The sequence below is a fragment of the Amycolatopsis sp. CFH S0740 genome, assembly GCF_004522315.1.
GTDB classification, from domain to species: Bacteria; Actinomycetota; Actinomycetes; order Mycobacteriales; family Pseudonocardiaceae; genus Amycolatopsis; species Amycolatopsis nivea.
Genome location: NZ_SDLS01000041.1, coordinates 1 through 25,944 on the forward strand (window position 1 = coordinate 1; position 25,944 = coordinate 25,944).

The window sequence follows — 25,944 nt, forward strand, 5'->3', positions numbered from 1 at the left end:
CGTCGCCTCCGGCAACGGCAAAGGCCAGATCTTCGTCAAAGGCGAAGTCATCAAGACCGTCCCCGAACACGCCATCGTGGAGACCCTCATCGAAGAAGCCATGCGCATCGCCGACACCGTCGACACCCCGGGCACGCCCACCGTGACGGTGGGCTGAGGCGATCAGGTGGGCTGACCGATGGCGAGGATCCGTTGCAGCAGCCGCTGCAGCTCCGGCGCGGGCGCGATGCCCAGTTCCTGGTCGAGCGTGCGGCGCAGCGTGCGGTACACGTTCAGCGCGTCGCTGCGGCGGCCGGAATGCGTCAGCGCCTCCATCAGCCTCGCGTGCGCCCATTCGTTCAGCGGCTGGCTGATGGTCAGCGACCGCAGTTCCCCGATCAGCTGCAGGTACCGGCCCAGCGCCAGGTCGGTCTGGATCCGCAGCGCCTGCGCCGCGGTGCGCTCTTCCTCGAGCCGGGCCTTGAACGGCCGCAGAATCGCCCCGGTCTCCACGTCGGCGAGCACGCGCCCGCGGAATACCTCCAGCGCGCGCCGGAAACTTTCCGAGGCCTTTTCATGTTCGCCGGCCTCGTAATGCGCCCGGCCCGAGTGGTAAAACGCGGAAAACCGGCTGACGTCCAGCTGGTCGCTGCCCAGCGAAAGCTGGTAGCCGGAGGAGACCGTGCGCAAGCCGTGCCCGCCGCCGGGGCCGTCCATGGCTTTCCGGATATGGCAGACATACGTGCGCACGGTCAGCGCGGCCTGGCGCGGCGACTCCTCGCCCCACAGTTCGTCCACGATCTGGTCCGTGCTCACGATCTGGTTGTGGTAGAACAACAACAACGCGAGCAGCTGCCGCACCTTCGGCGCCTTCGGCATGCGTACTTCCGCGTCCCCGCATTCGACCCGCAGCGGGCCCAAAAGCTTGAAATCCACGGCTTTCCCCCAGGAATCACCGCGCGAAGAGGCCCGGGCGACCCGCCCTCTCCGCACCAGCCAGTTTGTACCGCTTGTACCGCACCCAGTAACGGCGCTTCGCGGGGTCCGCGCCGCCGGTATCCGGAGTTCCCGGACCGCGTCGCGCGGTATTTCTTTTTCTCCCGCCAGTGCCGCTGGGCGCAGCTTGCCACACCGGGTTCGGCACTGTCCACCGACACCGCGGCCGAACCGGGTAATGCACAACCGTGCGGACTGCACGGCACTTTCCGGAAGTAAGGAAAAACCCCAGCAGGCCCCCGCGAAAGTCAGGGTCGGGCAAAATATGGATATTGCCATTTAATCTGTATTTACCTTTCGTCCGGCACCGGTCTCCGCCGCCCGCCCGCCGAGGGGATTTTTCCCCGCGCCCGTCCGCCGCGGGTCCCGGTTGCGCGGCCGTTGAGCCTCCGTTGACCCGGGGCGTTGCACCCACGGGTGGAACCGGCCAACCCACCCGCGAACCCAACCAGCGGTGGACGACGCCCGCCGGGCCGCGCTCCTACCGTCGGCGGCAGCGGTCGTCGCGGGGTCCCGCGGAAGAGCCACCGGAGCCGGGAGGATTGTCATGTCGGGCGCGCCACTCGCCTTCGTGCACCACGCGAACCAGCTGAACATCACCGACGGCTACGACAACCGGGACGGCATCGGGCGGATCTGCGACGGCTACGCCGAGGTGCTCGACCTGCACCGCCGCTACCGGATCCCGACCGGCCTGCACCTGTCCGGCACGCTGCTCGAAGCCGCGCTCTGGCACCGTCCGGATTTCGTCGGCCTGGTCCGCGAACGGATCGCCGACGGCACCGTCTCGCTGCTCGGCGGCACCTACTCCGAGCCGATCATGCCCGCGTGCTCGGAGTGGTCGAACCGCCGCCAGCTGGCCGCCGCCGCGGACCTGCACCGGCGGCATTTCGGCGTGCCCGGCGGCCAGCCGCCGACCGCCTGGCTGCCGGAGCGGGTGTGGGCGCCGGAGCTGGCCGGGGTGCTCGCCGAGGCGGGCATCCGCCGGGTCCTGGTGGACGACCGGCTGCTCGCGAAGCCGGTCCCCGAGGACGGCTATCCCGCGGACTCCCGCGCGCACGCGGACCTGCACGGACCGTTCCACTGGGACTCCGAGCAGCCGCCGCCGTTCCGCCCCGGGCTCGCCGATCTGCGCCTGCTGCGCCCGCGCGCGGTGACCGGCGACCTGACCGTGCTCCCGATCTGTTCCTACCTGCGGTACCTGTTCCCGCCCCGGACGGACGCGCATCTGCACTTCCTGGAGGCGTTCCTCGCCGATGTCGGGGAGCGGCAGACCGGCGAGGAAATCCTCGTGTACGCCGACGACATGGAGCGCGCGGCCGGCGTCGGCGGCTGGGAACCCGCGCTGGAACGCTACGAGCGGCTGCTGCGGTTCCTGGCCGAATCCGGGGCGGCCGAACCGGTCAGCCTGGATTCCTGGCTGGACGGACGCCCTCAGCCCGCGTCCGCCGACGTGCCGGCGGGGACCTACTACGAACTGGAGGTCGACTGGTCCGCCGGGCCGTCGTACCGCGGCTGGACCGACACCCAGGAATGGTGGTCTTACGGGGAATTGCTGGACTCCGTCGAAGCCGAACTGCGGGAAGCGGGCAGTGCCGTCGAACCGCGGCTGCAGACGGTCGCCGAGCGGATGCTCCTGCTGGGCCAGCACGAACTGGGCTGGCACGACTGCACGGAGGACGGCCGGGGCCGGGCGCTGGCCCCGTGGGTGCGCGCCACCGCGTCGCACGCGCGCCTGGCCCGGCCGCTGCTGTCCGCGGCGCGCTGGGCGGCAGGCGGCCGTTACGCGCCGTCCGCCGGTCTGCACGACATCGACCGCGACGGCGACGGGGAACTCATCCTGGTGAGCGACGACGTGTGGTGCCTGGTTTCCCCGCGGGAGGGCGCGCGGGTGACCCTGCTCGCGCACCGCCGCCCGCGCGGTTCCGGCGAGGACGGTCCGGCGCTGATCGTCGGAAACCCGGCCGACCACTGGAATTTCCAGGAGGAACTGCACCGCTACATGGAGGTGCCCGCCGCGCATCCCGGCGCACTGGCCGACCGCGAGACCGCGCACCGCGCCTGGCTCCCGTGGGTGTCCGCACAGGACGCTTCCGCGGTGGCGGTCGACCTCCGCCCGGTAGACGGCTCCGCGACCGAGGTGCGCCGGTACGCGCTCCGGCACGGCGTCCCGGCCCTGCTGGCCTGCATCCACACCGCGACGCCGGGTCGGCGGATCGAGAATCTGATCGTGCCCGACTACCTGGAAGCGCTGCTCGGCGGCAAGGAAGCGGTCAGCGCGGTCGGCGGGGAACTCTGGCGCGGCTGGAAAAGCGGGGCGAGCCAGTGCTGGCTCGCGTTCGATCCCGGGCAGGCCGAGGTGGTCGCCGACGAGCCGACCGCCGCCGGGCACGGGTTCCCGGCCACCGTCGTCGCCCACGACACGCACGTGGACCTGTTGCTGGGCGCGGGATTCGTGCACGACGCGTTCGCGGTGCGGTGGCTGGCCATGGCGCGCGACGTCCTGCACCCGGCCCCGGCCGGGCAGCCGAGGGCGGCGGCGCTGGCCGCGCCCACCGGCGTGGTGTGATGGCACCACCGTTGCGCAGGCTGGCGCGCTACCTGCGCAGGCATCGCGGCGCCACCGCGCTGGCGGCACTGGCTGCGTTGGCCGCCACCGGTTTCGCCGCGGCGCTGCCGCTGGTGCAGCAACGGCTGATCGACCGCACTGTCGTCACGCACACTGACCCGATCGCGCCGTATCTGGTGGTATTGCTGGCTTTCGCGCTCGGCCGGTTCGCGGCCACCGCCGTCCGGCAGTACTGGGGCGGCCGGACGGCCCTGGACGTGCAACGCGAATTGCGGGCCGACGTGGTGGCCGCGGTGCATCGGCTCGACGAGAGCCAACGCACCGGGTTCGGTGCCGGACAATTGCTCGGCCGCGCGACCGGTGACGTCTGCTATGCACAGGGCCTGCTCGATCCGCTGCCCGCCGCGGTCGGCAACCTCGCGCTGCTGGCGGCGTCGGCGACCGCGATGGTGCTGCTTTCCCCGGTGCTGACCGGGCTGGTGCTCGCGGTGTGCCCGCTGCTGGTGCTGGCCGTGCACCTGGCCCGCAGCCGGATCTTCCCGGCGGGACTGGCCGCGCAGCAACGGTCGGCGGAGCTCACCGGCCGGGTGTCCGAGGTGCTGGACGGACTGCACGTGGTGACCGCGTTCGGCCGCCAGGAGCACGAACTGGCCGCCATCGAACGGGACGCCGCCGCGGTGCGCACCGCTCGGATCCGCACCGCTCGGGTCTCCGCCGCGGTCCTGCCGTTGATGAGCGCCGTGCCACTGGCCGGGCAGGTCGGCGTGCTGGGCATCGGCGGCTGGCTGGCGTTGCGGCACGACATCAGCCTCGGCACCTTCGTCGCCTTCGTGAGCTACTTGGCGCAGTTGGTCGGTCCCGTGCGCGCACTGGCCGGTTTGGTCGGGTACGCACAGGAAGCGCGCGCCGGGCTGGAGCGCTGCTTCGCGCTGATCGACACCCAGCCAGCACTGCAGGACGGCTCGCGCGGGCTGCCCCAAAGCGCGCTCGGAGTCGAACTGCGTGACGTGCACTTCGGCTACTACGACAAACCGGTGCTCCGAAGTGTGTCGCTCACGATCGCGCCGGGCCAGTACGTAGCCGTAGCTGGGGCACCGGGTTCCGGGAAGTCCACCTTGCTACGGCTGTTGTGTCGCCGCTACGACGCGGCCGATGGCTGCGTACGCGTCGGTGGTGTGGACGTACGCGCACTGAACGGCGAAGCATTGCATCGCGCGGTCGGAGTGCTCACCGAAGAACCGCAGCTGATGCCCGGCTCCTTCCAGGCGAACATCGCATACGGCGCGCCCGACGCCGACCATGCACGAATCGTCGCGGCTGCTCGCGCGGCCGGGGTGCACGACTTCATCATGGCAAGCCCAGACGGCTACCAGACCAGGATCAGCGACGCCGAGTTGTCCGGCGGGCAACGACAACGCATCGCGCTCGCCCGGGCGTTGCTCCCGGACCCGAAGCTGCTGTTGCTCGACGACCCGACGACCGCAGTGGACGCGGTGACCGAGCGCGCCATCCACCGTCACCTGCGCGGCCTGGCCACCACGCGGGTCGTGGCGACCAGTCGCCCGAATCTCCTCCGTACCGCCGACCGGGTGGTGCTGCTGGAGTCCGGCCGCGTGGCGGACATTGGGACCCACGAGGAACTGCAAGCCCGCTCTCCCGCCTACCGGGCTCTCCTCGGCGAAACGGAGCCCGCGCCACCGCCGCCGAAACCCGCCTTTTCGCAAGTGCTGGCGGCACCCGTCACTGTCCCGCCTCGCCAGCACGGACTGTTTCGCGCGCACCGCAAGGGATTCCTCGCCGGTTTGTCGCTGCTCGCCGCCGGCACGGCCACCGATGTGCTGCTGCCGCTGGCCATGGGCCGCGGAGTCGACTCGGGCGTGAACGCCGGACAGCTCGGCGTACTGCTGGCATGGGTCGCCGCCGGTGCGGGTTTGGTCGCACTCAACGCGCTGAGCACCGCGGGCGAAACCGTGGTGACCGGCCGTACCTGCGAGCGGGTGCTGTTCGGCTTGCGCAGGCGCACCGCGCAGCACGCACTGGCGCTCGGCCCCGCGGAACGGGACCGCGGCCGGTTGATCACCCTGCTCACCGCCGACATCGAGGCACTGTCCCATTTTCTGCGCAACGACCTGCCCGGAGCGTTGGTCAGCGCGGTCACCACGATCGGCGCGATCACCGCACTGTCCTTGATGGACGGTGACCTGCTGCTGCTCGCGCTGGCGGGAGTTCCGTTGGTAGTGCTGGCCACGATGTGGTTCCGACGCCGTTCCACCCCGCTTTACACCCTCGCACGGGAGAGCCTGGCCGCTTTCACCACCGCGCTCCGCGAAACGATCAGCAGGCTCACCGTCGTGCAGCTTCACGGCCGCCGCACAGACAGCGTCGCCGAACTAGGCGCGCACGACCGCCGGTACCGCGACGCCCGTGTACGCACGCATCTGTGGACCGCGCTGTACTTCCCGTTCGTCGAGTTGGTAGGCGCCGTGACCGCCGCAGTAGTGCTTGCGGCCGGAGCAGCGCGCATCGAAGACGGCACGCTCACCGCGGGCGTACTGGTCGCCTTCGTGCTGTACCTCGACTCGCTTTTCGCGCCCGTGCAACAGTTCGCTCAGGCCTACGACGGCTACGCACAGGCCGCTGTCGCTGTACGACGCCTTCGCGCCTTCCTCCGCACCGAACCGGCCGTACCGTCGCCGCGACAGCCGGTCGCACCGTCCCAGGCCCGAGGCACCGTGCGGTTCAACCAGGTACGCATGCGCTACCCCGGCGCACCGCGCGACGCCCTGTCCGACATTTCGCTCGACGTACCCGCGGGCAGCACGCTGGCCGTGGTCGGAGCCAGCGGCGCGGGCAAGTCCACGCTGCTGAAGCTGCTTCTCCGGTTCCACGATCCGTGCCAGGGGCAGGTTCTGGTGGACGGCGTCGACCTCCGCAGCTACGACGTACGCTTGCTACGCAGGCAAATCGGCTTCGTGCCGCAGGAGCCGTACCTGTTCGGGCGCAGCGTGCTCGACAACATCCGTTACGGCTGCCCGGATGCCAGCCCACGCGACGCCATCGCCGCCGCCCGTGCGGTAGGCGCGCACGAAGTGTTCGAAGCCCTGTCGGACGGCTACGCCACTACGGTCGGCGTCGGCGGCTCCGCGCTGTCGGCAGGCCAACGCCAGCTCGTCTCGCTCGCGAGGGCCCGGCTTCTGGCACCCACGATTCTGGTCCTGGACGAAGCCACCGCGAACCTCGACCCGCGCACCGAGGCACGATGCCAAGCGGCGACCGCCGCCGCGTGCGCCGGACGCACGGTGATACTCGTCGCGCACCGCCTGTCCACCGCCGCACACGCCGACCGCATCGCGGTGCTGGAGGACGGACGGCTCGCCGAACTCGGCACCCATGCCGAGCTTGTGGCCGCACAGGGCCACTACACGAAACTGTGGGGATCCCTCGAAACCACGGGCTGAGCCTCACTCCCCCGTCAGCCCGTGCCGGAACGCATACCGCACCGCCTGCGCCCGGTCCCGCACGCCGATCTTCGCGAAGATCCGGTTGATATGGCTCTTCACCGTCGCCTCCCCGATGAACAGCCGCCCGGCGATCTCGCGATTGGACAGTCCGCCGGCCACCAGCCGCAGCACCTCGACCTCGCGACCGCTCAGCACCCCGTCCGCCGCGGAACGCACCGGCGGCTCGGCAGGCTCGCCCATCCCGGCGAGCAGACGCCGCTGCACCTCGGCGTCCATCACCGACTGGCCGGACGCGGCGGCCGCCAGCGCACGGGCGATGTCCGCGCGGCCAGCGTCCTTCGTGAGGAACCCCAGAGCACCCGCCCGCAACGCTTCCCGCACCGAGCTGTCGTCGGCATAAGTGGTGAGCACGACGACCTTCACCGCCGGGTACTCCGCGCGCAGCCGGGCGGTGGTGCTGACCCCGTCCCGGACCGGCATCCGCAGGTCCATCAGGACCACGTCCGGCGGATCGGCGGCGACCATCTCCAGCACCGCGTCCCCGTTCGCGGCGGCGCCGACCACCGTCGTGCCGGGGAAGGTCTCCAGCAGGGTCACCAGTCCCTCGCGCACCGCCGTCTGGTCGTCGGCGACCAGCACCCGCAACGGCCCGTCCATCAGTCCCCCTCGGTTCCCGTGCGCGGCACCCGCGCCCGCACGGTCCAGCCCGGTCCTTCGGCCGCCGCGTGCAGCGTGCCTTCCAACTGCTCGATCCGTTCCCGCATCCCGATGAGTCCGTAGCCGCCGCCGGTCGTGGCGCGTTCGGCCTCCCCGGGAGCGCCGTTCCGCACGACCAGTTCGACCTGCTCCTCGTCCACCGACAGCGAGACAGTCACCGGCGCGCCCGGAGCGTGCCGGCGCACGTTCGTCAGCGCTTCCTGGCCGAGACGCTGCAACGCCAGCGTCACTTCCGGGCGCAGCTCCGACTGTTCGGCCGGCTCCTCGAAAGACACCGGCACGTCGGGATAGTCTGCCTGGTAGTCCTCGACCAGCGCGCTCAGGAACTCCGGCAGCGAGCGTTTGTCCCCGCGCAGCGCGCCGATCGCGCGGCGCGTCTCGGCCAGGCCTTCCCCGGCCAGACCGCGCGCGCGGATCACGCAGGCCCGCGCCCGGTCCGCGCCCGGCACCGTCTCCAGGAGCGCGTCCGCGGCCTCCAGCTGCACGATCAACCCGCCCATCGAGTGCGCCAGCACGTCGTGGATCTCGCGGGCGATCCGGGCGCGCTCGGCCAGCGCCGCGGAACGGGCCTGTTCTTCCTTCGCGACCTGGGTTTCCACCAGCAGCATCTCGGTCTGCGCGATGTGCAGCAGGCGCTGCCGGCGCACGATCCCGGCCAGATACGAGGCCGCGGCGGCGAGCACCGCGAATCCGCCGGGCAGCAGGTTCTCCCAGAACCGCTCGGCGATCCCGACCGCCGCCATCGCGAAGACGGCGACCACCCCGGCCGGGCCCGGCTCCACCACGCTGGCGGCGGCGAGCACCATCAGGCAGACCAGGATCACGCCGACGTCCGAACCGGAGGTGCCGGGTACCAGCAGTGCGCCGCCGACCACCCCGACCAGCAGCGCGATCAGCCGCAGCAGGCCCTCCCGGTCGCGCAGCAGGCCCCAGCCGAACCAGCCCGCCGCGCCGACGAGCAGGCCGAGCAGGTTGAGCCCGGGCAGGCCGTGCGTGCCGATCCCCGGTGAGGCCACCGCGACGGTGTAGGCCAGCACCACCATCAGGCCCACGCGCACCGCCCAGCGCGCGGCCACAGCGAGCGCTTCGGACCGTCCTTCGCCGGACACCGCGGCCCGTACGGTCCTCCTCGCCTCGTCCATGCCTGGCAGGTTAACCGCAGGCGCGGCCGCGGGTTACGACCGCAACTCGCGCGGTGGGGCGAAACTCAGCTTCTCTTCGGCGGTGCGCACCTCGCGCACGTCGCCGAAACCGTGTCCGGCCAGCAGTTCGAGCACCTGCTCGACCAGATCCTCCGGCACCGACGCCCCGCTGGTGACCCCGACCGTCGTCACCCCGTCGAGCCACGCGGGATCGACCGCGGCGGCGTCCTCGACCAGGTACGCCGCGGAAGCGCCGCCGTCCAGCGCGACTTCCACGAGCCGCACCGAATTGGACGAGTTGGCGGAACCGACGACGAGCACCAGACCGGCCTCGGCGGCCAGTTCCGCGACCGCTTCCTGCCGGTTCTGGGTGGCGTAGCAGATGTCGTCGCTCGGCGGATCGGACAGCAGCGGGAACCGTTCGCGCAGCCGGCGGACGGTCTGTTCGGTCTCCGCGACCGAAAGGGTGGTTTGGGACAACCAGGTCACTTTGGCCGGATCGCGCACTTCCAAGCCCGCGACCGCGTCCGGGCCGTCCACCACGATGGTGTCCGCCGGTGCCTCGCCGCTGGTGCCTTCGACCTCTTCGTGCCCGTGGTGGCCGATCAACAGGATCTGGTCGCCGCGCGCGGCGGCACGCACGGCCTCGCGGTGCACCTTCGTCACCAGCGGGCACGTCGCGTCGATAGTGCGCAACGAGCGTCCCGCAGCGGCTTCGTGCACCGCGGGGGCGACGCCGTGCGCCGAGAACACCGTGACCGAGCCAGGCGGCACTTCGCTCACCTCGTCGACGAACACCGCGCCAAGACGCTCGAGACGGCGCACCACGTGCGTGTTATGCACGATCTGCTTGCGCACGTAGACCGGCGCGCCGTGGCGCTGCAGTGCGGCCTCGACAGCGCGTACGGCGCGATCCACCCCGGCGCAGTACCCGCGCGGGCTCGCCAGCAACACCTGTTTCATGGCCGCGACCGTAAGCGGGGAGCGGCGGACCGCACGAGATTCCTCAACGCGGGTCCAAGGTGGCCTCAACGGCGCCGTCCACGCCCGCTCGACGCGGAGGCAACTCATCGGCCGCGCGGTCCGGCCAGCCGAGTTGCTGCAACCGGTCGAGAACGGAGAATTTCCGATAACCGAGACCGGAGATGTTGTGCATGATCTTGTAGCACAACCGGCGATTCCGGCCGTGGCAGGAAAGAATGTACTTGCTGCGCGCGTACCCGAAATTCCCGACCGCGGTGGTGAACATTTCCGCGAACCGGTGGCTGAATTCGGAAATGGTTTTGAGCTCCGGGCGGCGCACCCGGTCGTAGTCGGCGAGCGCGGCGTCGACCGCGCCGGATCCGGAGGTGGAGACGTCCCGGAACGCGCCGGCCAGCCGCACCGCGTCCGCGATCGCCGCGTTCATGCCCTGCCCGGCCATCGGGTGGACGGCGTGCGCCGCGTCGCCGATCAGCGGCATCCCGGCGCCGTGGAAGACCGGCGCGACGAACCGCCGCGCGGACAGCACCCGGCAGGTCGGCACCCCGGCGCGCACGGACTCGGCGATCGGCGCCACGCTCGGGCACGCGGCGACCGCCTCGTCCACCCAGCCGGCCAGCCCGGCCTTGCCGATCCGGTTCACCAGCCCGCGCTCGACCTGCAAGTACAGCCGCCCGCCGCCGCCGGGCATCGGGTACATCACGCGCATCCCGTCGCGGGTGATCGCGGTGGTCGCCTGGTGCGCCAGCTCCGGCACGCCGGCCAGGTCGATCGCGACCACCTGGTGGTCGTAGGGCGTGGTGTCCACTTCGATCCCGACCTGGCCGCGCAGCTTCGACGCGTGCCCGTCGGCCGCGACGACCAGGTCCGCGGACACCTCGGCGCGGACGCCGCGCTCGCGCAGCACGACCCCGGCGACGCGGCCGGATCCGTCCCGCACCGCGCGCTCGACCGAGACCCCGCGGCGGAACTCGACCGTCGCGGGCAGCGCCTGGATCAGGTTGTCCAGGATGCCTTTGTAGGTGTGGGTGAGGCAGTGGTCGTAGGCGCTCGGCAGCCACCGGTAGTCCATCGCGCACAGCTCCGCGCCGTCGTCGCCGGCGCAGACCAGCCGGTCGATCCGGCGCCCGCCCGCGCGGCGCAGGGTTTCCAGCGCGCCGATCGAGTCCAAAGTGGCCAGCGAACCGGGCTGGAGGAGCTCGCCCTTGAACGTTTCCACCGTGTCGGTGAGTTTGTCGACCAGCAGCACCCGGCGCCCTTGCCTGCCGAGAAGAATCGCCGCGGTCAGCCCGCCTGCCCCGGCCCCGCATATGACAATGTCGTAATCGCTCACACCATTTACCGTTCTGCTCCGGAAGACGCGCGAAAATAGCACCGCGAGTGCACAGAAGAATCCCCCGCGAACAGCGTGACACGGCCCCGGGAACCCGTCAACGCGGCCGCCGCGCGGTTGACCGCGCGAACTCGGCCGTGTCACACTGATCGCGCCACGCCTGTGTCCTTTTCCCGGGCGTTCCGGCCGCGATTCCCTTTTCCACGCCAGGTCCGAAAGCGAGCGACCATGAGCCTCGACCCGATCCTCCCGCCCGCGGAGCTGGACCGCGCGCTGGCCCGCACCGCCGACGCGCTGTTCGCCCTCCAGCGCTCCGACGGCAGCTGGGAAGGCAGGCTGTCGGCCAGCCCCGGTTCCACCGCCGACGTCGTGATCGCCATGCACCTGGCGGATCCGGAAGGCTGCCGCGACCTGATCCGCCGGGGCCTGGACTTCCTGCTGGCCAACCAGGGCCCGGACGGCGGCTGGGGCGACGACGTCGACACCGAGCCGACGCTGAACGGCACCGCGCTGTCGGTGGCCGCGCTGGCGCTGGTGATCCCGGACGAGGCCGCCGGGCAGATCCGCCGCGGCTGGGCGCGCGTCGAGGAATTCGGCGGCACCGCGGCGATCCGCGACGTGGAACAGTGCTCGCTCACCGTCCTGGTGCATTTCTACCTGGTGCTGGCCGGGCTGATGAGCGACGAAGGCCTGCTGCGCTGCCCGATCGAACTGGCCCTGCTGCCCGCCCCGCTGCGCCGCAAGCTGACCTTCGCGATGCCCACCGCGCTGTCGTGGGGCCTGATGTGCGCCGAGCTGATGCCCGGCGGCCGGGTCCGCACCGCGCTCAACAAGGCCGCAACGCCGAAGGCCATCGAGTACCTCGAAGGGCTGGTCGGGTTCGAAGGCCCGGAAGGCGGTTTCGTCGAGTCGCCGATGATGTCGGCCAACGTCTGCATCGGGCTCACCATCGCGAAACAGCGCCCGGACATCGTGCGCCACTGCCTCGACTACTTCCGCGCCACCATCAAGCCCGAAGGCGGCTGGGCGGTCACCCGCGACCTCGAGGTGGACGCGACCAACTTCATCACCACCGGTCTCCAGCACGCCGGGCTCGGCGACGACGCGCGAGTGACCAAGGCGGTCGGCTGGATCCGCTCCGCGCAACGGGACGAGGACTTCATCTGGACCGGTGCCCCGCCCGGAGGCTGGGGCTGGGGACTGCCGTCCGGCTGGCCGAACAGCGGCAACACCGGCGACGCGGTGATCGCGCTGTCCGGCGACGGCGCGGACGTGAGCGACCCGCAGGTGCGGCGCGGCACCGAATGGCTGCTCCGCCAACAGAACTACGACGGTTCGTGGAGCTGCTTCGCGCAGGTCGGCCGGATCGCGAGCATGGACCCGTCGTTCGCCATGGTCGGCAAGGCGCGGTCGCCGAAGGTGCTGTACGGCCCCTGCGCGGTGATGTCCGCCGAAGCGTTCTCCGCGCTGGCGTTGTCCGGACGCTGCCGCCCGGACGACGAACCGTTGCGCAACGCGTACGCGTGGTTCGCGAAGGTGCAGCGCGCGGACGGCGCCATCGAGAACAAGTGGTACGTCGGGCAGGTGTGCGGTACGGGCTCCGTCCTTCGCGCGCTGGGCGACGCCGGTCTGGGTTCGAGCGCGGTCGCGCGGCGCTGCGTCTCGTGGTTGCGGCTCAACCAAAACGAAGACGGCGGCTGGGGCGACGCGCTCGGCCGGGGACACTCCACGGTCGAGGAGACGGCGATGGCCTTGCTGGGCCTGTGCGCGTCCGGCGTGACACCGACCGCGCCGATGGCGGCCCGCGGCGCGCGGTGGCTCGTCGACCATCGCGACGCGGACGGTCTGTGGCAACCCAGTCTGCTCGGCGTGTACTTCCTCGAACTGCTGTACCGGCACGACCACACCGCGAACGGCTATGCCCTGCAAGCACTCGCGCGCTATCGCGAAGCATTGCGCGACGACACCGCGACCGCTCCCGGAACGTTCGACCAGCCGCGTTGGGCGGTGCCGCATGTCGGCCGCTGAGCAGGTGAAGCCGTGGAGCGCGGAGTTCGAGGAACTGCTTCGCAGCGAGCTGGCATTGTGCGACGACACGTCTTCGCTGGAACCCGACACTCCGTTGCTGCACTACGGTCTCACGTCGCTGAGCACGTTGGCGTTGAGCAGCAAACTGGTTACGCGGTACGGCATCGAGCTACCCGCCTTTGACGAGCGCGCGTTCCGTACGCCGCGTTCGCTGTGGAAACTCGTCGAAGGCACCGCTGGCGCTTTGGCAAGCGGAGACGCGGAAACGGCGGCCTGGCGCGCGCCCGCCGAAGGATTGGCCGCGCGGTTCGCCGAGACAGCCGCACGATTCGCCGACGAGCCGTGCCTGGTCGACAACGCCGGAGTGCTCACGTACGCGGAAACCGCGGCCCACGCCGCCGCGCTCGCCGAAACCATCGGCGCGGGCGGCGTGGTCGCCGTGCTCGGCGAACGGGAGATCGCGACGTACTGCGCCTACCTCGGGGTGCTGTATGCGGGCGCCGCGATTGTGCCGCTGTCGATGGACTTTCCGCCGGAGCGCAACGCCGACATCGTCCGCCAGGCCGGCGCGCGCTGCGTCGTGCACACCGATCTGCGCGGCGAAGAACCGCTGGAGGCACAGCTGTCTGCCATGGCCGGGATCCCGGTGGTGGACATCCACGACGCGGCACTTCCCGGCCCAGCGGCGCGGGCCGCCGCTCCGGTCACCGGCGACAGTCCCGCGTACCTGCTGTTCACCTCCGGCTCGACCGGGCGGCCGAAGGGGGTGCGGATCACCCACGGGAACGTGGAGGCGTTCCTGGCCGCCGCGCTGCCGTCGTTCCGGACCGGGCCGGGGGAAGTGTTCTCCCAGTGCCACGGGCTGACGTTCGACTTCTCGGTGTTCGAGATGTGGGGCGCGTGGAGCAGCGGCAGCGCGCTCGCCGCCGTGCCCCGCGTGCACGCGCTCAACCCGGCGGGGACGATCGCCCGGCACAGCGTCACGGTGTGGGCCTGCACGCCGAGCTTGCTCGAAGCGGCCGCCGCCGCGGGGAATCTGGCGCCAGGATCGCTGTCCGGACTGCGGCATGTGGTGATCGGCGGCGAACCGCTGCGGCGTGAGACCGTGGCGCTCGCCCGCGCCGCCGCTCCGGAGGCGGTCATCGACAACGTGTACGGGCCGACCGAGACGACGGTGTGGGTCAGCACCTACCGGCTCGCTCCCGCCGACCCGATCCCCGGCCACGCGATCCTGCCCATCGGCACCCCGACCGCCGGTGCCGAGCTGAGCCTCGACGCCGACGGAGAACTGCTCGTCGCGGGCCCGCAGGTGTTCGCGGGCTACTCGGATCCGTTGCTGGACCGGGGAAAACTGGTCACCCGCGACGGGCGGCGCTGGTATCGCACCGGCGACCTGGCGGAGTGGCACGACGGTCTGCTGCACCATCGCGGCCGGTTGGACGGACAGGTCAAGATCCGCGGCCATCGCGTGGAACTCGCCGAGATCGAACACGCGGCGACCCGTCTCCTCGGCGGTGTGCGCACTGCCGCGACTCCCGTACCCGGGGTCCGCGGCGACACTGTGCTGGCCCTGTTCGTGGAGACCGGCTCGACCGACGAGGCCGCTCTGCGCTTGGCGCTGGGCCGCAGCCTGCCGGGGTACATGGTCCCGGACCGGATCTTCGCGACCGACGAGCTTCCGTTGAACCCGCACGGAAAACTCGACCGCGCACGGCTGGCGGCGCGGGTGGGGTGAGGGCTTCGTTCCTTCGCCGGGGAAGTGAGTCGTCAGCCCGGCCGGGCATTGGCCGACGGTGTTCTCACCACCGTTCGGCGAGTTGCGCGGCAAGCCACCCGGCACCGACGACAAGGACGAGGATCGTCACGCTCAGGATTGCGACCGCGCCCCGGGTCGTCGCGAGCCGGAGCCGCAGAGCAAGAACCAGGCTCAGCACCGCGCAGCCGATCGGCACCGCCCACCACCAGTGCGGCCGCAGGAACAGGCCCAGCACCGCGAGCGCTGCCAAGGCCGCGCTGATCAGCAGAGCGCTGAACCATGCTTGCCGGAGTACCGCGCTCTGCTCGTACACCGGCCTCTCGTCCGCGGTCCCGCGGCCATTGCTCATCAAGCCAGTCCCATCCGGAGAATCTTCGCTGCGCGGTCCATGGTCGCGGGTCGGCAACTCCTCCCCTACCGTATCGACCGAGTGACCAGCTCGTCGAACTCGCGATCCGGCAACGTCCGATTCAGCTCCAGCAACTCCTCGGCATGCAGGCCGACGGCGTAACGGGTCTCGGGCGAATCAACTTCCACCGCCTCCCGGATAGCCTGCGCCACGACAGCGGGATCGGCACCCCCAGCGAGCCCCGTTTCGGCCTGACCAGCCATCTTCTCAACCATCGCCCCATAAGGCCCACCGCCGGAGTACTCCCGCAGTTGCGCGGCCGTTTGGTCTTCGAACTCGGTCTTGATGATGCCCGGCTGGACGACCACCACGTCGATGCCGAAGGGCCGAACCTCCATGCGCAACGTGTCCGAGTACGCCTCGAGCGCGTGTTTCGAGGCGTAGTACCAGGCACCGAACGGCAAGCTGATCACCCCGCCGATCGAGGAGACGTTCACGATGCGGCCCGACCCCTGGGCGCGCATCGCGGGCAGGACGAGTTGGACCAGCCGAGCCGGGGCGAACACGTTGACCTGGAACTGATCGCGGGCAGCCGCCAACGGAACATCTTCAGCGGCCCCGTGCAGCACAGTCCCGGCGTTGTTGATCAGGACGTCGATCCGTCCCTGTTCGTCCAGGACAGTGCGCACCACGCGGACGAGGTCGGCCTCGTCGCGAGCGTCCATCGCCAGCGGGTGCCCGCCAGCGTCGCGCAGTTCGTCCATGTTGGACACTCGGCGCGCGGCTCCGTACACGACGTGGCCCGCCCGCAGCAGTTCCAGCGCGGTGGCGCGGCCGATTCCCGCTGAGGCACCGGTGATCAAGCAAACTTTCGACACAGGTCAGGCCTCCCACGCGACGGGCAGCTGATGCACGCCGTAGATGAGCATGTCGCTGCGCATCGCGATGTCCGAAGCGGGCACGGCGAGGCGCAGCGAGGGGAACTTGGCCAGCAAAGCAGGCAGGGCGACCCGCAGCTGGACGCGTGCGAGTTGCTGGCCCAGGCATTGGTGGATGCCGTGGCCGAAGGCGACGTGCCCGCTCGCCTTGCGGCGCAGGTCGAGGTTGTCCGGCGCGGGGAAGTGCGCGGGGTCGTGGTTCGCGGCGGGCACCGAGATGGTGACCGACTCGCCCGCGCGCACCTGTTCGCCGGCGAGTTCGACGTCTTCCAGCGCGGTGCGCACGGTGAACGGGATGATGCTCAGGTAACGCAGCAGTTCTTCGACCGCGTTGTCGGCCAGTTCCGGTTCGGCGCGCAGCAGCGCGAGCTGGTCAGGGTGTTCGAGCAGGGCGAAGACGCCCAGCGCGAGCATGTTCGTGGTGGTGTCCAGTCCCGCGCCCAGCAAGGTGAAGCCGATGTTGACCAGCTCGGTGTCGGTGAGATCGCTGCCGGTCAGGTCGCTGAGCAGGTCGTCGGTGGGGGCTTTTCGCTTGGCTGCCACCAATTCGCCGATGACGCCGTGGACCGCCGCGTAGGCCGCGCCGGTTTCTTCCGGGGTGTTGTCCAGCCGGAACAGGGTGAGCGCCTGCTCCTGGAACCGGTCCCGTTCGGCGTAGGGAACCCCGAGCAGTTCGCAGATCGTCTGCGCGGGCAGCGGCTGCGCCAGAGCCGGGACCAGGTCGGCCGGGCTGCCGCGCTCGGCCATGGCGTCCAGGCAGCGGTCCGCGACCGCCTGGATCCGCTCGGACAGCAGGCGCATCCGGCGGACGGTGAACTGGCCGGCGAGCAGGTGCCGGTAGCGCGTGTGCTCGGGCGCGTCCATGCTGCCGAACATTCCCGGCGGCGCGGGCTGATCGCTGGCAGGAGCGCCCGGGATCGGCATATGCCGCAATTCGGCTCGCGCACTGAACCGGCGGTCGGCCAGCACCTCGCGGGCCAGCGCGTGCCCGGTCACCAGCCATCCGGCGTGGCCGTCCGGGTAGTCCAGCCGGCTGAGCGGACTCTTCTCGCGCAGTTCGGCCAGCCCTCGCGGCGGGTCGAACGGCAGGCCGGCCGGACGCTCGGTCGGCAATGTGCTGGTCATCGCCAGCTTCTTTCCCGTGAACCTCTTGCGGGAAACAGTAGGACGATGTTTTAGTGAGCGGCAAACGCAGAATCTACATCTACGCAGGCAGAAGCCCTATTATCGATGCACTGGCCTGAAGGTGAACGCATCGGCAGGGCTCCGGGACGAGCGAGGCGAGACGATCTGATGCCATCCGGCAGGTTGAGCTACCCGGAACGCCAGCGCGTCGCGGCCGGGTTGGCGGACGGGCTGAGCTACGCCGAAATCGGGCGCAGGCTCGGCAGGCCGAAGTCGACGGTGATCCGCGAGGTCGCCCGCAACGGCGGGGCGCACGACTACCGGGCCGACCGCGCCGAGCAAGCCGCACGTCGGCGGGCGCGACGCCGGGCCCCTGCCGCGCCGCCGGTCCCGCCTCCCCGGGCCGCAGCCGATCCGCGGACCCGCAGCGATTTCGAGACGCGGTTCGCGCAGATGGCCACCCAGACCGGGATGCCGTCGATGATGGCGCGGGTCCTGATCTGCCTTTTCACCGCGGAGTCGGGCAGCCGCACCGCGACCGAGCTCGCCGCCCGGCTGCGCGTGAGCCCGGCGTCGGTCTCTAAAGCGGTGGGCTGGCTGGAAGAACGGGGCATGCTGCGGCGCGAGCGGAACGGCCGCCGCGAGCATTACCTGATCGAGGACGACGTGTGGCAGCAAGCCTGGCTGGCCAGCATGGAAGGCATCGCCCAGTGGGCGAGCTTCACCCGCCAAGGCGCCGAACTGTTCGGCGGCGACACGGTGGTCGGCACCCGGCTCCTCGCGACCAGCCAGTGGCTCCAGCACATCCGGCAGGACATGATCGAGGCCGCCGAACATTGGCGGCAGGCCGCGCGGTGACGACGGCCGCCCTTGACCTCAAGTTAAGTGGAGATACCAGAGTGGCCGCATGACCGTCTGGATTTGCGGAACGTGCGGGGTCGAACACCCGGACACCGAAATGCCGCCCGCCGGGACCTGCCGGATCTGCGCGGACGAACGACAATACGTCCGCGCCTCCGGGCAGGCGTGGACCACAATGGACGAACTGGCGGCCGTCCCGCACGAACTGGTCCACGAAGAGCCGGAGCCGGGGATTCACCGGCTGCACCGCGAACCGGAGTTCGGCATCGGCCAGTGGACCTACCTGGTCCAGACCGAAGCGGGCAACCTGCTGTGGGACCCGCCCAACGCGCTCGACCGGCCCCTGCTCGACAAGATCGCCGAACTCGGCGGCGCCGCGGCGATCGTCGCGAGCCATCCGCACATGTACGGCTCGCAGGTGAGCCTCAGCCACAGCCTCGGGAACGTCCCGGTGCTGGTGCATTCCGCGGACCGCCAATGGGTGCAGCGCGAAGACCCGGTGATCCGCGAATGGCAGGGCACCGAACGGATCCTGCCCGGCGTCACCCTGGTCGAAGCGGGCGGCCATTTCCCGGGCGCCGCCGTCGCGCACATCGCGAACGGCGCACTGCTGGTCGGCGACACCATCGTGCCGGTCGCCGCGCCGGGCTGGGTGACGTTCATGCGCAGCTATCCCAACCAGATCCCGCTCTCCGCCGGGCTTGTCCGACGTCTCGTGGACCGGCTTGAGCCGTACGCGTTCGACCGGCTGTACGCGCTCACCGGGGCCAGCGTGCCGACTGACGCGAAGGCCGCGGTGCGTCGTTCAGCGGAGCGCTACATCGGCTGGGTCGACGGCACGAACGACCATCTCGGCTGACTCGCGTTACGACGCCCCTTCCGGCGGTCGAAGAAACTTTCCCCGGTAAGCAGGAGGTTCGATCGCGAAGCAGGCAACTGTCGCCGCCGATTCGCTGTTCCGCCCAGTTTCCCGTCGAAGTGAAGATCACGCACGATCCCGGCCATATGTACGTGATCCTGCTTCGGTCACGGCTGGGTCTGGATGAGCGGCGACACCAAGAGCCGCGTCTGCAGCTCGATCGTGAAGCGCTGCACGGGATCATCGAGGTCGACCGCGCACAGTTCTTCGATCCGTTGCAGCCGGTACCGAAAGGTGTTGCGGTGTATGCGAAGTGCCGCCGCCGCGCGGGTGGCGTCGCCGCCTGCGTCGAACCAGCAGCGGAGGGTGTTCAGGTATTCGGCACCGCGCGGGGAAGGGTCTCGGCGGAGGACGTCGAGGGAGCCGTCGAGCAGGGCCGGGTGTTCGGCAGCGAGTTCCGCGAGTTCGGAGATCAGGACGTGCGGCAGCAGGTCCGTCAGGTGGGCGGTCGCTGGCGCTGTCAGGACTCGCGACGCGTGCCGGAGCGGGCCTAGTTCCGCTCGGATTTCGGACGCGGTGGCGCAGGGGCGGCCGAGACACGCCACCAGCGGTGCAGCGGTCGAAGCGCGCCGACGCAGGTGTTCGGTGAAATCGGCGGGTCCTGGGTCAGGCATCGACGGGAACAGGACGAACAGGAGGGAACCCAGCGTTGCCGTGGCCGTGCGAGGGTTCAGCATTCGGGCGCAACGGGCCAGGGCTCCCTCGCGATCGGGGGCGACCTCGCCCAGAGCGGCGAGACGCCATCGCTGCGAAGTGCCGAGTCGTTCGGTCAGGGCTTCCAGCGATCCCGAACCGGTGAGGAGCCCGCGCAGAAGCTCCGCGCGGATCGCGTCTTCGTCGTCTCGCCCGGCGGGCCCGTCAATGAACCAGGCAGCCGCGGCCGTCGACACCTCGCGCAACACTCGCGCCACGGACGTCTCCCGGCGCGGCGCGCAGAGGACGTAGCCGCCGATGGTGGTGCCGGAGCGGATCGGGGCGGCCCAGCGCACATCCCCGTCCGGCAGGTCAACGCGGGCGACGCTTCGGACCTGGGCGAGGCGCTTCCGCAACTCCGACGGAACCCGCCGGGCGAGGACCATTTCGCTAGTCAGTGCGTCCATCGCTTCGCCGCAACCGAAGGCGAGAACGCGGAAGGACGCGTCGGCGACCACCACGGCACCTTCGAGGGCAAGGGCCGCGCTTTCGGCGAGATCGTAGAGACCAGCCGGGGTCGCTGTCACACCGCCGAATCGGGCACCGGACAGCAGGGAGTGCACGACTGTGCCGATCTCGGCCCATTCGACCTGTCTGGCAACCACGAGCACTGGCACCGCAGCAGTGGCGAGGTCGAGTTCCGGCGGCAGAGCACCCTCGCGTACGACTAGCGCTGCGGCTCCCGCGCGGCCAGCAGCGGTCAAGGCCTGCGCTAGTTCGTCGGCGGTCGGGCGGGGCTTCGTCATCAACACCAGCTGGTGCCGCCCCGGCAGCCGGGCGGGATCCCACGGCGTCGCCCCGGCCAGCGGACGGTTCAGGCCCGAAGCGGGGGCCGCCACGCTGAACCAGCCGCGTCGCGCGCTGACCAGGAGCGGAAGCCGGATCGTCCCGTCCGGCGGAGGGAGATCGGCGGCGATCGGTTCTCCTGGCCGGGTGTCGACTGCCGTCATCGGGCCGCTCCTTCCGTCCACGCCACTCTGCGTCGGGGGAAGGCTAAACAGCGCCCGGAGCGCCGTCAGTGGGCTCAGCGCACTGCGAAGACCGCTCGGCAGGGCTATCCGCCCAGCCTCCGCAACCGGGGCAGCAGATCCCGCCGGGCGAGGTCGAGGAAGCGGGCTTGGTCGTCGCCGGGCGCGTGCAGGACCAGGTCGGTGAAGCCCGCCTCGACGTACGGGCGGATCCGTTCGACGACCTCGTCGGGATCGGCGGAAACGATCCACCGGGACGCGATCTGGGACATCGGGAGTTCGTCGGCGACACGCTCCATGGCGACGGGGTCGGAGATGCCGTGTTTCTGTTCGGCGGTCAGGGACAGCGGCGCCCAGAACCGGGTGTTCGCGACGGCGGCCTCGGCGTCGGTGTCGTAGGACAGTTTGATCTCGATCGAGCGCGCGACGTCCGCGGGCTTGCGGCCGGACTGTTCGGCTCCGGCGTCGACAGCGGGCTGGAGCTTCTCCGTGTAGAGCTCCATGCCCTTGCCGCTGGTGCAGATGAAACCGTCCGCTGTCCTACCGGCGTATTTCGCGACCACGGGGCCGCCTGCCGCGACGTAAATCGGCACCGGATGGGCCGGTCGGTCGTAGACGGTCGCGTTCTCGGTTTGGTAGTACTCGCCGTCGAAACTCACCCGTTCCTCTGTCCACAAGCGACGGATGAGGTCGATCGCCTCGCGCAGGCGGGCGAAGCGTTCCTTGAAGCCGGGCCATTCCAGCCGGGCGACCGCGACCTCGTTGAGCGCTTCGCCGGTGCCGAGACCGAGCAGGACGCGTCCGGGGTACAGCGCGCCGAGCGTGCCGAAGGCCTGCGCGGCCACGGCCGGGTGGTACCGGAAGGTCGCGGTCAGCACGCTGGTGCCGAGCCGGACCCGTTCGGTCCGCTCCCCCGCCGCGGCGAGCCAGGCCATCGAGAACGGCGCGTGCCCGTGCCGGTGCCGCCAGGGCTGGTAATGATCGCTCACCAGCACTGAGTCGAAGCCCCGCTCTTCGGCGAGGACGGCCAGGTCGACCAGGTGGCGCGGCCCGAACTGCTCGGCGGATGCCTTGTAGCCGACGGTGATTCCCGCGGTGCGTGTGTCCATTCCGGACACTCAACCCGGCTGGCGGCGCGGGGTCATCGTGCACGGCGGACGAACTCCAGCCCGCGGTCTTGTGCTCGACGTCAGCCGGGCTCGTCCCAATCCACCCCCGCCGCCCGTGTCGCCAGATGCACCGCCAACCGGTCGTCCGGATCGCCCAGATCCACCGGCAGCAACTCGGCAATCCGCTCCATCCGCTGCATCACCGTATTCCGATGCACCCCCAGCGCCTCCCCCGCCGCCTTCGCCGAAGACTGGAAATCCAGATAACACCGCAAAGTCCGAACCAGACCACCGGAGGGATCCGCCTCCTCCAGCGGGACGAGCAGGTCGGCTGCCGCGCCGCGCAAAGGTGCGGAGCCGTACCAACCCGCGATCAGCTTTCGGGCGTTGCCCGCGTCGATGTGCTCGACGACCGCCCGGCGGTGTGCGGTGTGGGCGAGCAACGCCGCGCGGCGGGCCTGTTCGGCGGAGCGGCCGATGCCCGCCGCACCGGTGTGGGCACGGCCTACTCCGGCGCACAGCCGCAGGCCGGGATGCTCCGCTTCAACGGCGGCGAGTGTCCTGGCAAGCCGGTCCAGCAACGGGCCGGGATCCTCGGCTTGCGCGTCGGAAGTCAGCCAGAACAGCCATCCTTCGGCGCGTTCGACAAGCCTCGCGGCGACGCCGTGTTCGGCCAGTTGTGCTTCCAATTCCGTACCCAGCGCGGACATCCGAAGCGCGGACGGGGCAGCCGCCGCCTGCACCTGGACCGCGGTGTGCCGTCCGGCGAGCCGCCAGCCGAGTGCGGTGGCCCGTTCGACGGTGCGGCGTCCCGGTTCGCCGGGCTGTTCGAGGATTTCGCTGAGCAGGAGCGAACGGCGCCGGTGTTCGCGTTCGTCGCGGACCGCCTCTCCGGCGACGTGCACCGCGAACGACAGCGCGGCGATCGCGATCGCGCGCCGGACCGGTTCGAGCAGCACACCGGCGGCGAACCGGGGCCGCCGCACCGCGATCCAGTAGACCGCGGGTCCGGTCGTGACGACCTGGACCGGGTGCAGCATCAGCTCGCCGTCGGTCCCGACAGTCAGGGCGACCGGCCGCGAATCGGCCAGCAAGGCAGGGTCGGCACACCTGCCGAGCAGCGCGTGTACCTCCGGATCACCGGCCACGAAACGGGCTTCCGCGTCGACGAGCGCCACCGGTTCGCCGAGCGTCGCCGAGAGCTGCGAGGTGAGCGCGTTCGCGTCGGCGGGCGGACGCTGGAAGCGGCGGGACGCGTCGCCGAGCACCCGCAGGCCCGCGATCTCCGGGGCGCTGACGTAAGGGTCGAACGCGGTGATCACCCCGGTCGGAGTGCTGTCCTCGACGCCGATGAGCGGCAGCGCCAGCCGGTCGGCGAGCCTGCGGGTGGCGAAGGGCACCGGCCGGTGCGGGCGAGCCGCGATGATCCCGGACAGGCCCGCGCTGCCCGCCAGCCGGATCGCGAGGTCCGCCGCGAGATCGTCGAGGACCAGCTGTTCACGGCCGAACACCACGACGCTGCGCGGGGCGAGTTCGGAAATCTCGTGCACCGCGGATCCCGCGACGACCGCCCCGACGGGCCGCTTCAGCCCGGTCTCGCCCGCGAGCACCTCGTAGTGCTCGATCAGGTCGAGGTCCAGCAGCTGGGCGAGGGTGACCGTCATGGCGCCGCCGGTTCCAGGATCGGCCCCACCGCGGTCGCCTGGAGGCGCGCGGCCGGCACCGGAACGTAGGTCATCAGGGCCTCCCTCACCGGGGTTTCCCGCAGGGTGCGGGGATCGGCGCCGGCCCGGACCGCGGCGTCCCGGGCCAGTTGCCGGGCGCGGGCCGCCGAATCTTCCCGTCCACCGACGCCCTGCCAGAAGATCCGGTCGACCGAGCCCGCCGCTTCCGCGGTCGCCGCTCCCACAGCGGCTGCGAGATCGCCGTCCGGCGGCCGAATCGCGTCGGGCAGGGGCCGGTCTCCGACAAGCACGACCGGGAGATCGTCGTATCCGTACCGCGCGCGGGCGACCGCTGCGGCGACGGACATCGAGCGGTCCACGACGGTCAACCGCGGGAGGCGCGAGCCGATCCGGACGCCGCCAAATTCCCGGTGCGCGCCCGATTCGGGCAGCAGGCCACCACGCGTCGACCCGACCACAGTCTGGTTGCCGGTCGCGTCCACCACCACCGCCGAGGGCAGTCCGGCCAGCCGCGCGGCACCGTGCAACAACGCCGCCTGGGCTGCCCCGAGGCAAGCCGTGGCGTGGCGCTGCGCGGCGAGTTCGGGCAGCACGGTTCCGTCCCCGCGAACCACATACAGCTCCGCATCGGGATTGTGCTTCCGAACCGCGGCGCCCAGTTCGTCGATCCGGGCGCGGGCGAACTCGGCCAGAGCGGCGTCGAGCACGGCGGTGTTCTCCCGCTCCAGCAGCCCGATCGCCTCGGTCTCGCTGCCCTTGAGGACCGGGACGTCCGGCCCGAGCACGTCGGCGAGGACGGCCGCGGCCTGCTGTTCGTGGTCGGGATTCTCCAGTCCGTGGACTCCGGCGACCGCGACCGCGCGGACGGTTCCGGCGCACCGGCGGGCGAATTCGGCCACCGCGGCGAGGTCCAGCGGCGCGGACGCTGTGCCGTCGTATTCGTGCCCGCCCCGCACCATCGCGACGGGTCCGGCGAGCGCACTGGACAGCTCGACCGGCCAGCCCACAAGCGGCGGAAGCGCGGTCGCACCGCCGATGCGCAGCACCCCGACCGGAGATCCCGCCTCGGCAGGCACGGGCTCCGGCAGGATCGCCACGACCCGATCGACCGCTTCGGCATCGACCTCCGCGAGCAGCGCGTCGAGCAGTCTCGACGGCGAATCGGTGCCGGGAACTCCTCGGCGGGACGCCACGATTCGGTTCGCCGTGTCCAGTGCCACGGCTCGGGCGGCGACGGCGTCGAGGCCCACTCGCAACCGGCTCATCGGACACCGACCAAGGGCGGCGAACCGTCGAACCGCACCGGATCGACGGCGTACCCGAACGCGCGCGGCCCGGCCGCCGCGTGTCCTTCGGGCGTGTGCCACCGCTCGTCGACCGGGCTGGCGATCACGTGCACCTCCTGACCGGCGGCGAGGTCGACGGTCTGCGTCAACGCGCCCGTGTCCGCGTCCGCGACGCCGATCAGGTCCGGGACCGTGGCCAGCACCGTGCCTTCCCGGCTGACGATCAGGTTCTCGTTCTGGAAGTCGATCCGCACGAAACCGTCTGGGGTGTCGAGGGAAACCACGCCGCGCGGCCAGCCGTCCGAGGAATGCTGCAGGACCTCCGCGACGGTTCCGGTGCACACCAGGCGTCCGCCGCAGGCGCGCAGGTACGGGTCGTGGCCGTCTTCGGCGAGCGCTGCTCCGATCCGGGCGCATTCGCTGATCGACCCGGCCGCGCCGAGCCGCGCACAGTCCCCGGCGGTGACCCGATACGCGCTGATCAGCGCCACGAGACCCAGCGGCGGCAGCACGGCCCGCACCAGCTCGCCGAGCACGGCGTCGGTGCCTTGGCTGAACTCGGCGACGATGCCGGAGCCTCCGACGACAGTGATCGGCGAGGCGGAAAACCCGGCCAGCCGCAGCAGCGTCAGGTCGATCGAGGGCAGCGTGCGGCGCATCAGGTCGAGGTCGAGGCACGGCAGCCCGAGTTCGGCCGCGACCGCGAGCGGAACGGCCACGTTCACGCTGCCGAGCTGGATCGGCAGGACCGCCGCGCACTCGCGCCCGGCCCGGGCCTCCACCGCCTTCCGGAGCATCTCCGCCTCGACGGTGCTGTGCGCCTTCTCGACGAGCGTGTGCGGGGTCCCGCCGGACACCACGGGGAGGACGAGCGCGTCCGGGTCCAGATCGCCCGCCGTGACGAGCGGGATCGGCCCGTGCCGCCGGACGGCCGCGAGCAGGAGCTGCTGCGCCAGGTACGGGTCGCCGCCTCCTCCGCTCCCGAAGTGCCCGGCACCGCGCACCACGTCGTCGATCGCGGACTCGGCGACGTGCTCCATGCGCAAACC

At 71.0% G+C, this 25,944-nt stretch carries 19 protein-coding genes and 1 pseudogene; 7 read left to right on the forward strand and 13 right to left on the reverse strand.

The genetic code is table 11. From position 1 onward, the window contains the following. Positions 1–157: pseudogene (locus tag EIZ45_RS47160) on the forward strand (4-hydroxy-3-methylbut-2-en-1-yl diphosphate synthase); the annotation flags it as partial. 5 nt (positions 158–162) lie between these two features. Here EIZ45_RS47160 and EIZ45_RS41155 read toward each other — a convergent pair. Beyond that, on the reverse strand, positions 163–915 hold the full coding sequence (locus tag EIZ45_RS41155) for an AfsR/SARP family transcriptional regulator (protein ID WP_063697480.1): 753 nt from the start codon (positions 913–915) through the stop codon (positions 163–165). Positions 916–1,522: 607 nt separating this feature from the next. On the opposite strand from EIZ45_RS41155, the gene EIZ45_RS41160 reads away from it, so the two are divergent. After that, positions 1,523–3,544, forward strand: coding sequence for a hypothetical protein (locus EIZ45_RS41160; protein WP_134669113.1), 2,022 nt, complete (start codon positions 1,523–1,525; stop codon positions 3,542–3,544). Continuing rightward, the gene (locus EIZ45_RS41165) at positions 3,544–7,002 is read left to right on the forward strand and encodes an ABC transporter ATP-binding protein (protein ID WP_167754184.1); all 3,459 of its coding nucleotides are present in this window, start codon (positions 3,544–3,546) and stop codon (positions 7,000–7,002) included. Before EIZ45_RS41160 ends, EIZ45_RS41165 begins: the two co-directional genes overlap by 1 nt. Positions 7,003–7,005: 3 nt before the next feature. On the opposite strand, the gene EIZ45_RS41170 is transcribed toward EIZ45_RS41165, so the two are convergent. From EIZ45_RS41170 to EIZ45_RS41185, 4 genes are read right to left on the reverse strand one after another with little or no spacing between them, the layout of a single operon-like run. Then, a complete protein-coding gene (locus tag EIZ45_RS41170) occupies positions 7,006–7,662 on the reverse strand; it encodes a response regulator (protein ID WP_134669111.1) in 657 nt (218 codons plus the stop codon). Next, positions 7,662–8,864 carry a sensor histidine kinase gene (locus tag EIZ45_RS41175; RefSeq protein ID WP_134669109.1) on the reverse strand — a complete coding sequence of 401 codons (1,203 nt, stop codon included), beginning with the start codon at positions 8,862–8,864 and terminating at the stop codon, positions 7,662–7,664. Before EIZ45_RS41175 ends, EIZ45_RS41170 begins: the two co-directional genes overlap by 1 nt. A gap of 33 nt (positions 8,865–8,897) precedes the next feature. Beyond that, complete coding sequence (locus tag EIZ45_RS41180) at positions 8,898–9,827, reverse strand: 4-hydroxy-3-methylbut-2-enyl diphosphate reductase (protein WP_037819633.1); 930 nt, start codon at positions 9,825–9,827, stop codon at positions 8,898–8,900. 43 nt (positions 9,828–9,870) lie between these two features. Then, positions 9,871–11,178, reverse strand: coding sequence for an NAD(P)/FAD-dependent oxidoreductase (locus tag EIZ45_RS41185; RefSeq protein ID WP_167756699.1), 1,308 nt, complete (start codon positions 11,176–11,178; stop codon positions 9,871–9,873). Positions 11,179–11,406: 228 nt separating this feature from the next. On the opposite strand from EIZ45_RS41185, the gene EIZ45_RS41190 reads away from it, so the two are divergent. Together EIZ45_RS41190 and EIZ45_RS41195 are read left to right on the forward strand one after the other, a co-directional pair. Continuing rightward, complete coding sequence (locus tag EIZ45_RS41190; protein WP_134669103.1) at positions 11,407–13,206, forward strand: prenyltransferase/squalene oxidase repeat-containing protein; 1,800 nt, start codon at positions 11,407–11,409, stop codon at positions 13,204–13,206. Beyond that, positions 13,193–14,941: an AMP-binding protein gene (locus EIZ45_RS41195; RefSeq protein WP_167756700.1), complete on the forward strand. Its 1,749-nt coding sequence runs from the start codon at positions 13,193–13,195 to the stop codon at positions 14,939–14,941. Before EIZ45_RS41190 ends, EIZ45_RS41195 begins: the two co-directional genes overlap by 14 nt. 64 nt (positions 14,942–15,005) lie before the next feature. Here EIZ45_RS41195 and EIZ45_RS41200 read toward each other — a convergent pair whose 3' ends face one another. The 3 genes from EIZ45_RS41200 to EIZ45_RS41210 form a co-directional block, all read right to left on the reverse strand. Further along, on the reverse strand, positions 15,006–15,311 hold the full coding sequence (locus EIZ45_RS41200; RefSeq protein WP_134669098.1) for a hypothetical protein: 306 nt from the start codon (positions 15,309–15,311) through the stop codon (positions 15,006–15,008). Positions 15,312–15,376: 65 nt separating this feature from the next. After that, on the reverse strand, positions 15,377–16,189 hold the full coding sequence (locus tag EIZ45_RS41205; RefSeq protein WP_134669096.1) for an oxidoreductase: 813 nt from the start codon (positions 16,187–16,189) through the stop codon (positions 15,377–15,379). A 3-nt stretch (positions 16,190–16,192) separates the two neighbouring features. Beyond that, positions 16,193–17,374, reverse strand: a complete 1,182-nt coding sequence (locus EIZ45_RS41210) for a cytochrome P450 (RefSeq protein ID WP_134669094.1) — start codon at positions 17,372–17,374, stop codon at positions 16,193–16,195. Positions 17,375–17,542: 168 nt separating this feature from the next. On the opposite strand from EIZ45_RS41210, the gene EIZ45_RS41215 reads away from it, so the two are divergent. After that, the gene (locus EIZ45_RS41215; protein WP_043828384.1) at positions 17,543–18,232 is read left to right on the forward strand and encodes a GbsR/MarR family transcriptional regulator; all 690 of its coding nucleotides are present in this window, start codon (positions 17,543–17,545) and stop codon (positions 18,230–18,232) included. Positions 18,233–18,281: 49 nt separating this feature from the next. Further along, complete coding sequence (locus EIZ45_RS41220; protein WP_043828383.1) at positions 18,282–19,094, forward strand: hydrolase; 813 nt, start codon at positions 18,282–18,284, stop codon at positions 19,092–19,094. A 167-nt stretch (positions 19,095–19,261) separates the two neighbouring features. Here the strand turns inward: EIZ45_RS41220 and EIZ45_RS41225 are convergent, their stop codons facing one another. The 5 genes from EIZ45_RS41225 to EIZ45_RS41245 form a co-directional block, all read right to left on the reverse strand. Further along, positions 19,262–20,797: a CdaR family transcriptional regulator gene (locus EIZ45_RS41225; RefSeq protein WP_134669091.1), complete on the reverse strand. Its 1,536-nt coding sequence runs from the start codon at positions 20,795–20,797 to the stop codon at positions 19,262–19,264. A gap of 104 nt (positions 20,798–20,901) precedes the next feature. Beyond that, the gene (fgd, locus tag EIZ45_RS41230) at positions 20,902–21,924 is read right to left on the reverse strand and encodes a glucose-6-phosphate dehydrogenase (coenzyme-F420) (RefSeq protein ID WP_134669089.1); all 1,023 of its coding nucleotides are present in this window, start codon (positions 21,922–21,924) and stop codon (positions 20,902–20,904) included. 80 nt (positions 21,925–22,004) lie between these two features. Beyond that, a complete protein-coding gene (locus tag EIZ45_RS47545; RefSeq protein ID WP_134669087.1) occupies positions 22,005–23,588 on the reverse strand; it encodes a PucR family transcriptional regulator in 1,584 nt (527 codons plus the stop codon). Continuing rightward, positions 23,585–24,874, reverse strand: a complete 1,290-nt coding sequence (locus EIZ45_RS47550; protein WP_134669085.1) for a hydantoinase/oxoprolinase N-terminal domain-containing protein — start codon at positions 24,872–24,874, stop codon at positions 23,585–23,587. Before EIZ45_RS47550 ends, EIZ45_RS47545 begins: the two co-directional genes overlap by 4 nt. Further along, positions 24,871–25,935, reverse strand: a complete 1,065-nt coding sequence (locus tag EIZ45_RS41245; RefSeq protein WP_167756701.1) for a DUF917 domain-containing protein — start codon at positions 25,933–25,935, stop codon at positions 24,871–24,873. Before EIZ45_RS41245 ends, EIZ45_RS47550 begins: the two co-directional genes overlap by 4 nt. Positions 25,936–25,944 lie beyond the last annotated feature (9 nt).

Bases quoted from the DNA above. Each gene is read 5' to 3' on its own strand.
- EIZ45_RS41165 (WP_167754184.1), top strand. From the start codon at position 3,544: ATGGCACCACCGTTGCGCAGGCTGGCGCGCTACCTGCGCAGGCATCGC.
- fgd (WP_134669089.1), bottom strand. From the start codon at position 21,924: ATGGACACACGCACCGCGGGAATCACCGTCGGCTACAAGGCATCCGCC.
- EIZ45_RS41190 (WP_134669103.1), top strand. From the start codon at position 11,407: ATGAGCCTCGACCCGATCCTCCCGCCCGCGGAGCTGGACCGCGCGCTG.
- EIZ45_RS41160 (WP_134669113.1), top strand. From the start codon at position 1,523: ATGTCGGGCGCGCCACTCGCCTTCGTGCACCACGCGAACCAGCTGAAC.
- EIZ45_RS41210 (WP_134669094.1), bottom strand. From the start codon at position 17,374: ATGACCAGCACATTGCCGACCGAGCGTCCGGCCGGCCTGCCGTTCGAC.
- EIZ45_RS41180 (WP_037819633.1), bottom strand. From the start codon at position 9,827: ATGAAACAGGTGTTGCTGGCGAGCCCGCGCGGGTACTGCGCCGGGGTG.
- EIZ45_RS41225 (WP_134669091.1), bottom strand. From the start codon at position 20,797: ATGACGGCAGTCGACACCCGGCCAGGAGAACCGATCGCCGCCGATCTC.
- EIZ45_RS47545 (WP_134669087.1), bottom strand. From the start codon at position 23,588: ATGACGGTCACCCTCGCCCAGCTGCTGGACCTCGACCTGATCGAGCAC.
- EIZ45_RS41215 (WP_043828384.1), top strand. From the start codon at position 17,543: ATGCCATCCGGCAGGTTGAGCTACCCGGAACGCCAGCGCGTCGCGGCC.
- EIZ45_RS41245 (WP_167756701.1), bottom strand. From the start codon at position 25,935: ATGGAGCACGTCGCCGAGTCCGCGATCGACGACGTGGTGCGCGGTGCC.
- EIZ45_RS41220 (WP_043828383.1), top strand. From the start codon at position 18,282: ATGACCGTCTGGATTTGCGGAACGTGCGGGGTCGAACACCCGGACACC.
- EIZ45_RS47550 (WP_134669085.1), bottom strand. From the start codon at position 24,874: ATGAGCCGGTTGCGAGTGGGCCTCGACGCCGTCGCCGCCCGAGCCGTG.
- EIZ45_RS41200 (WP_134669098.1), bottom strand. From the start codon at position 15,311: ATGAGCAATGGCCGCGGGACCGCGGACGAGAGGCCGGTGTACGAGCAG.
- EIZ45_RS41175 (WP_134669109.1), bottom strand. From the start codon at position 8,864: ATGGACGAGGCGAGGAGGACCGTACGGGCCGCGGTGTCCGGCGAAGGA.
- EIZ45_RS41195 (WP_167756700.1), top strand. From the start codon at position 13,193: ATGTCGGCCGCTGAGCAGGTGAAGCCGTGGAGCGCGGAGTTCGAGGAA.
- EIZ45_RS41170 (WP_134669111.1), bottom strand. From the start codon at position 7,662: ATGGACGGGCCGTTGCGGGTGCTGGTCGCCGACGACCAGACGGCGGTG.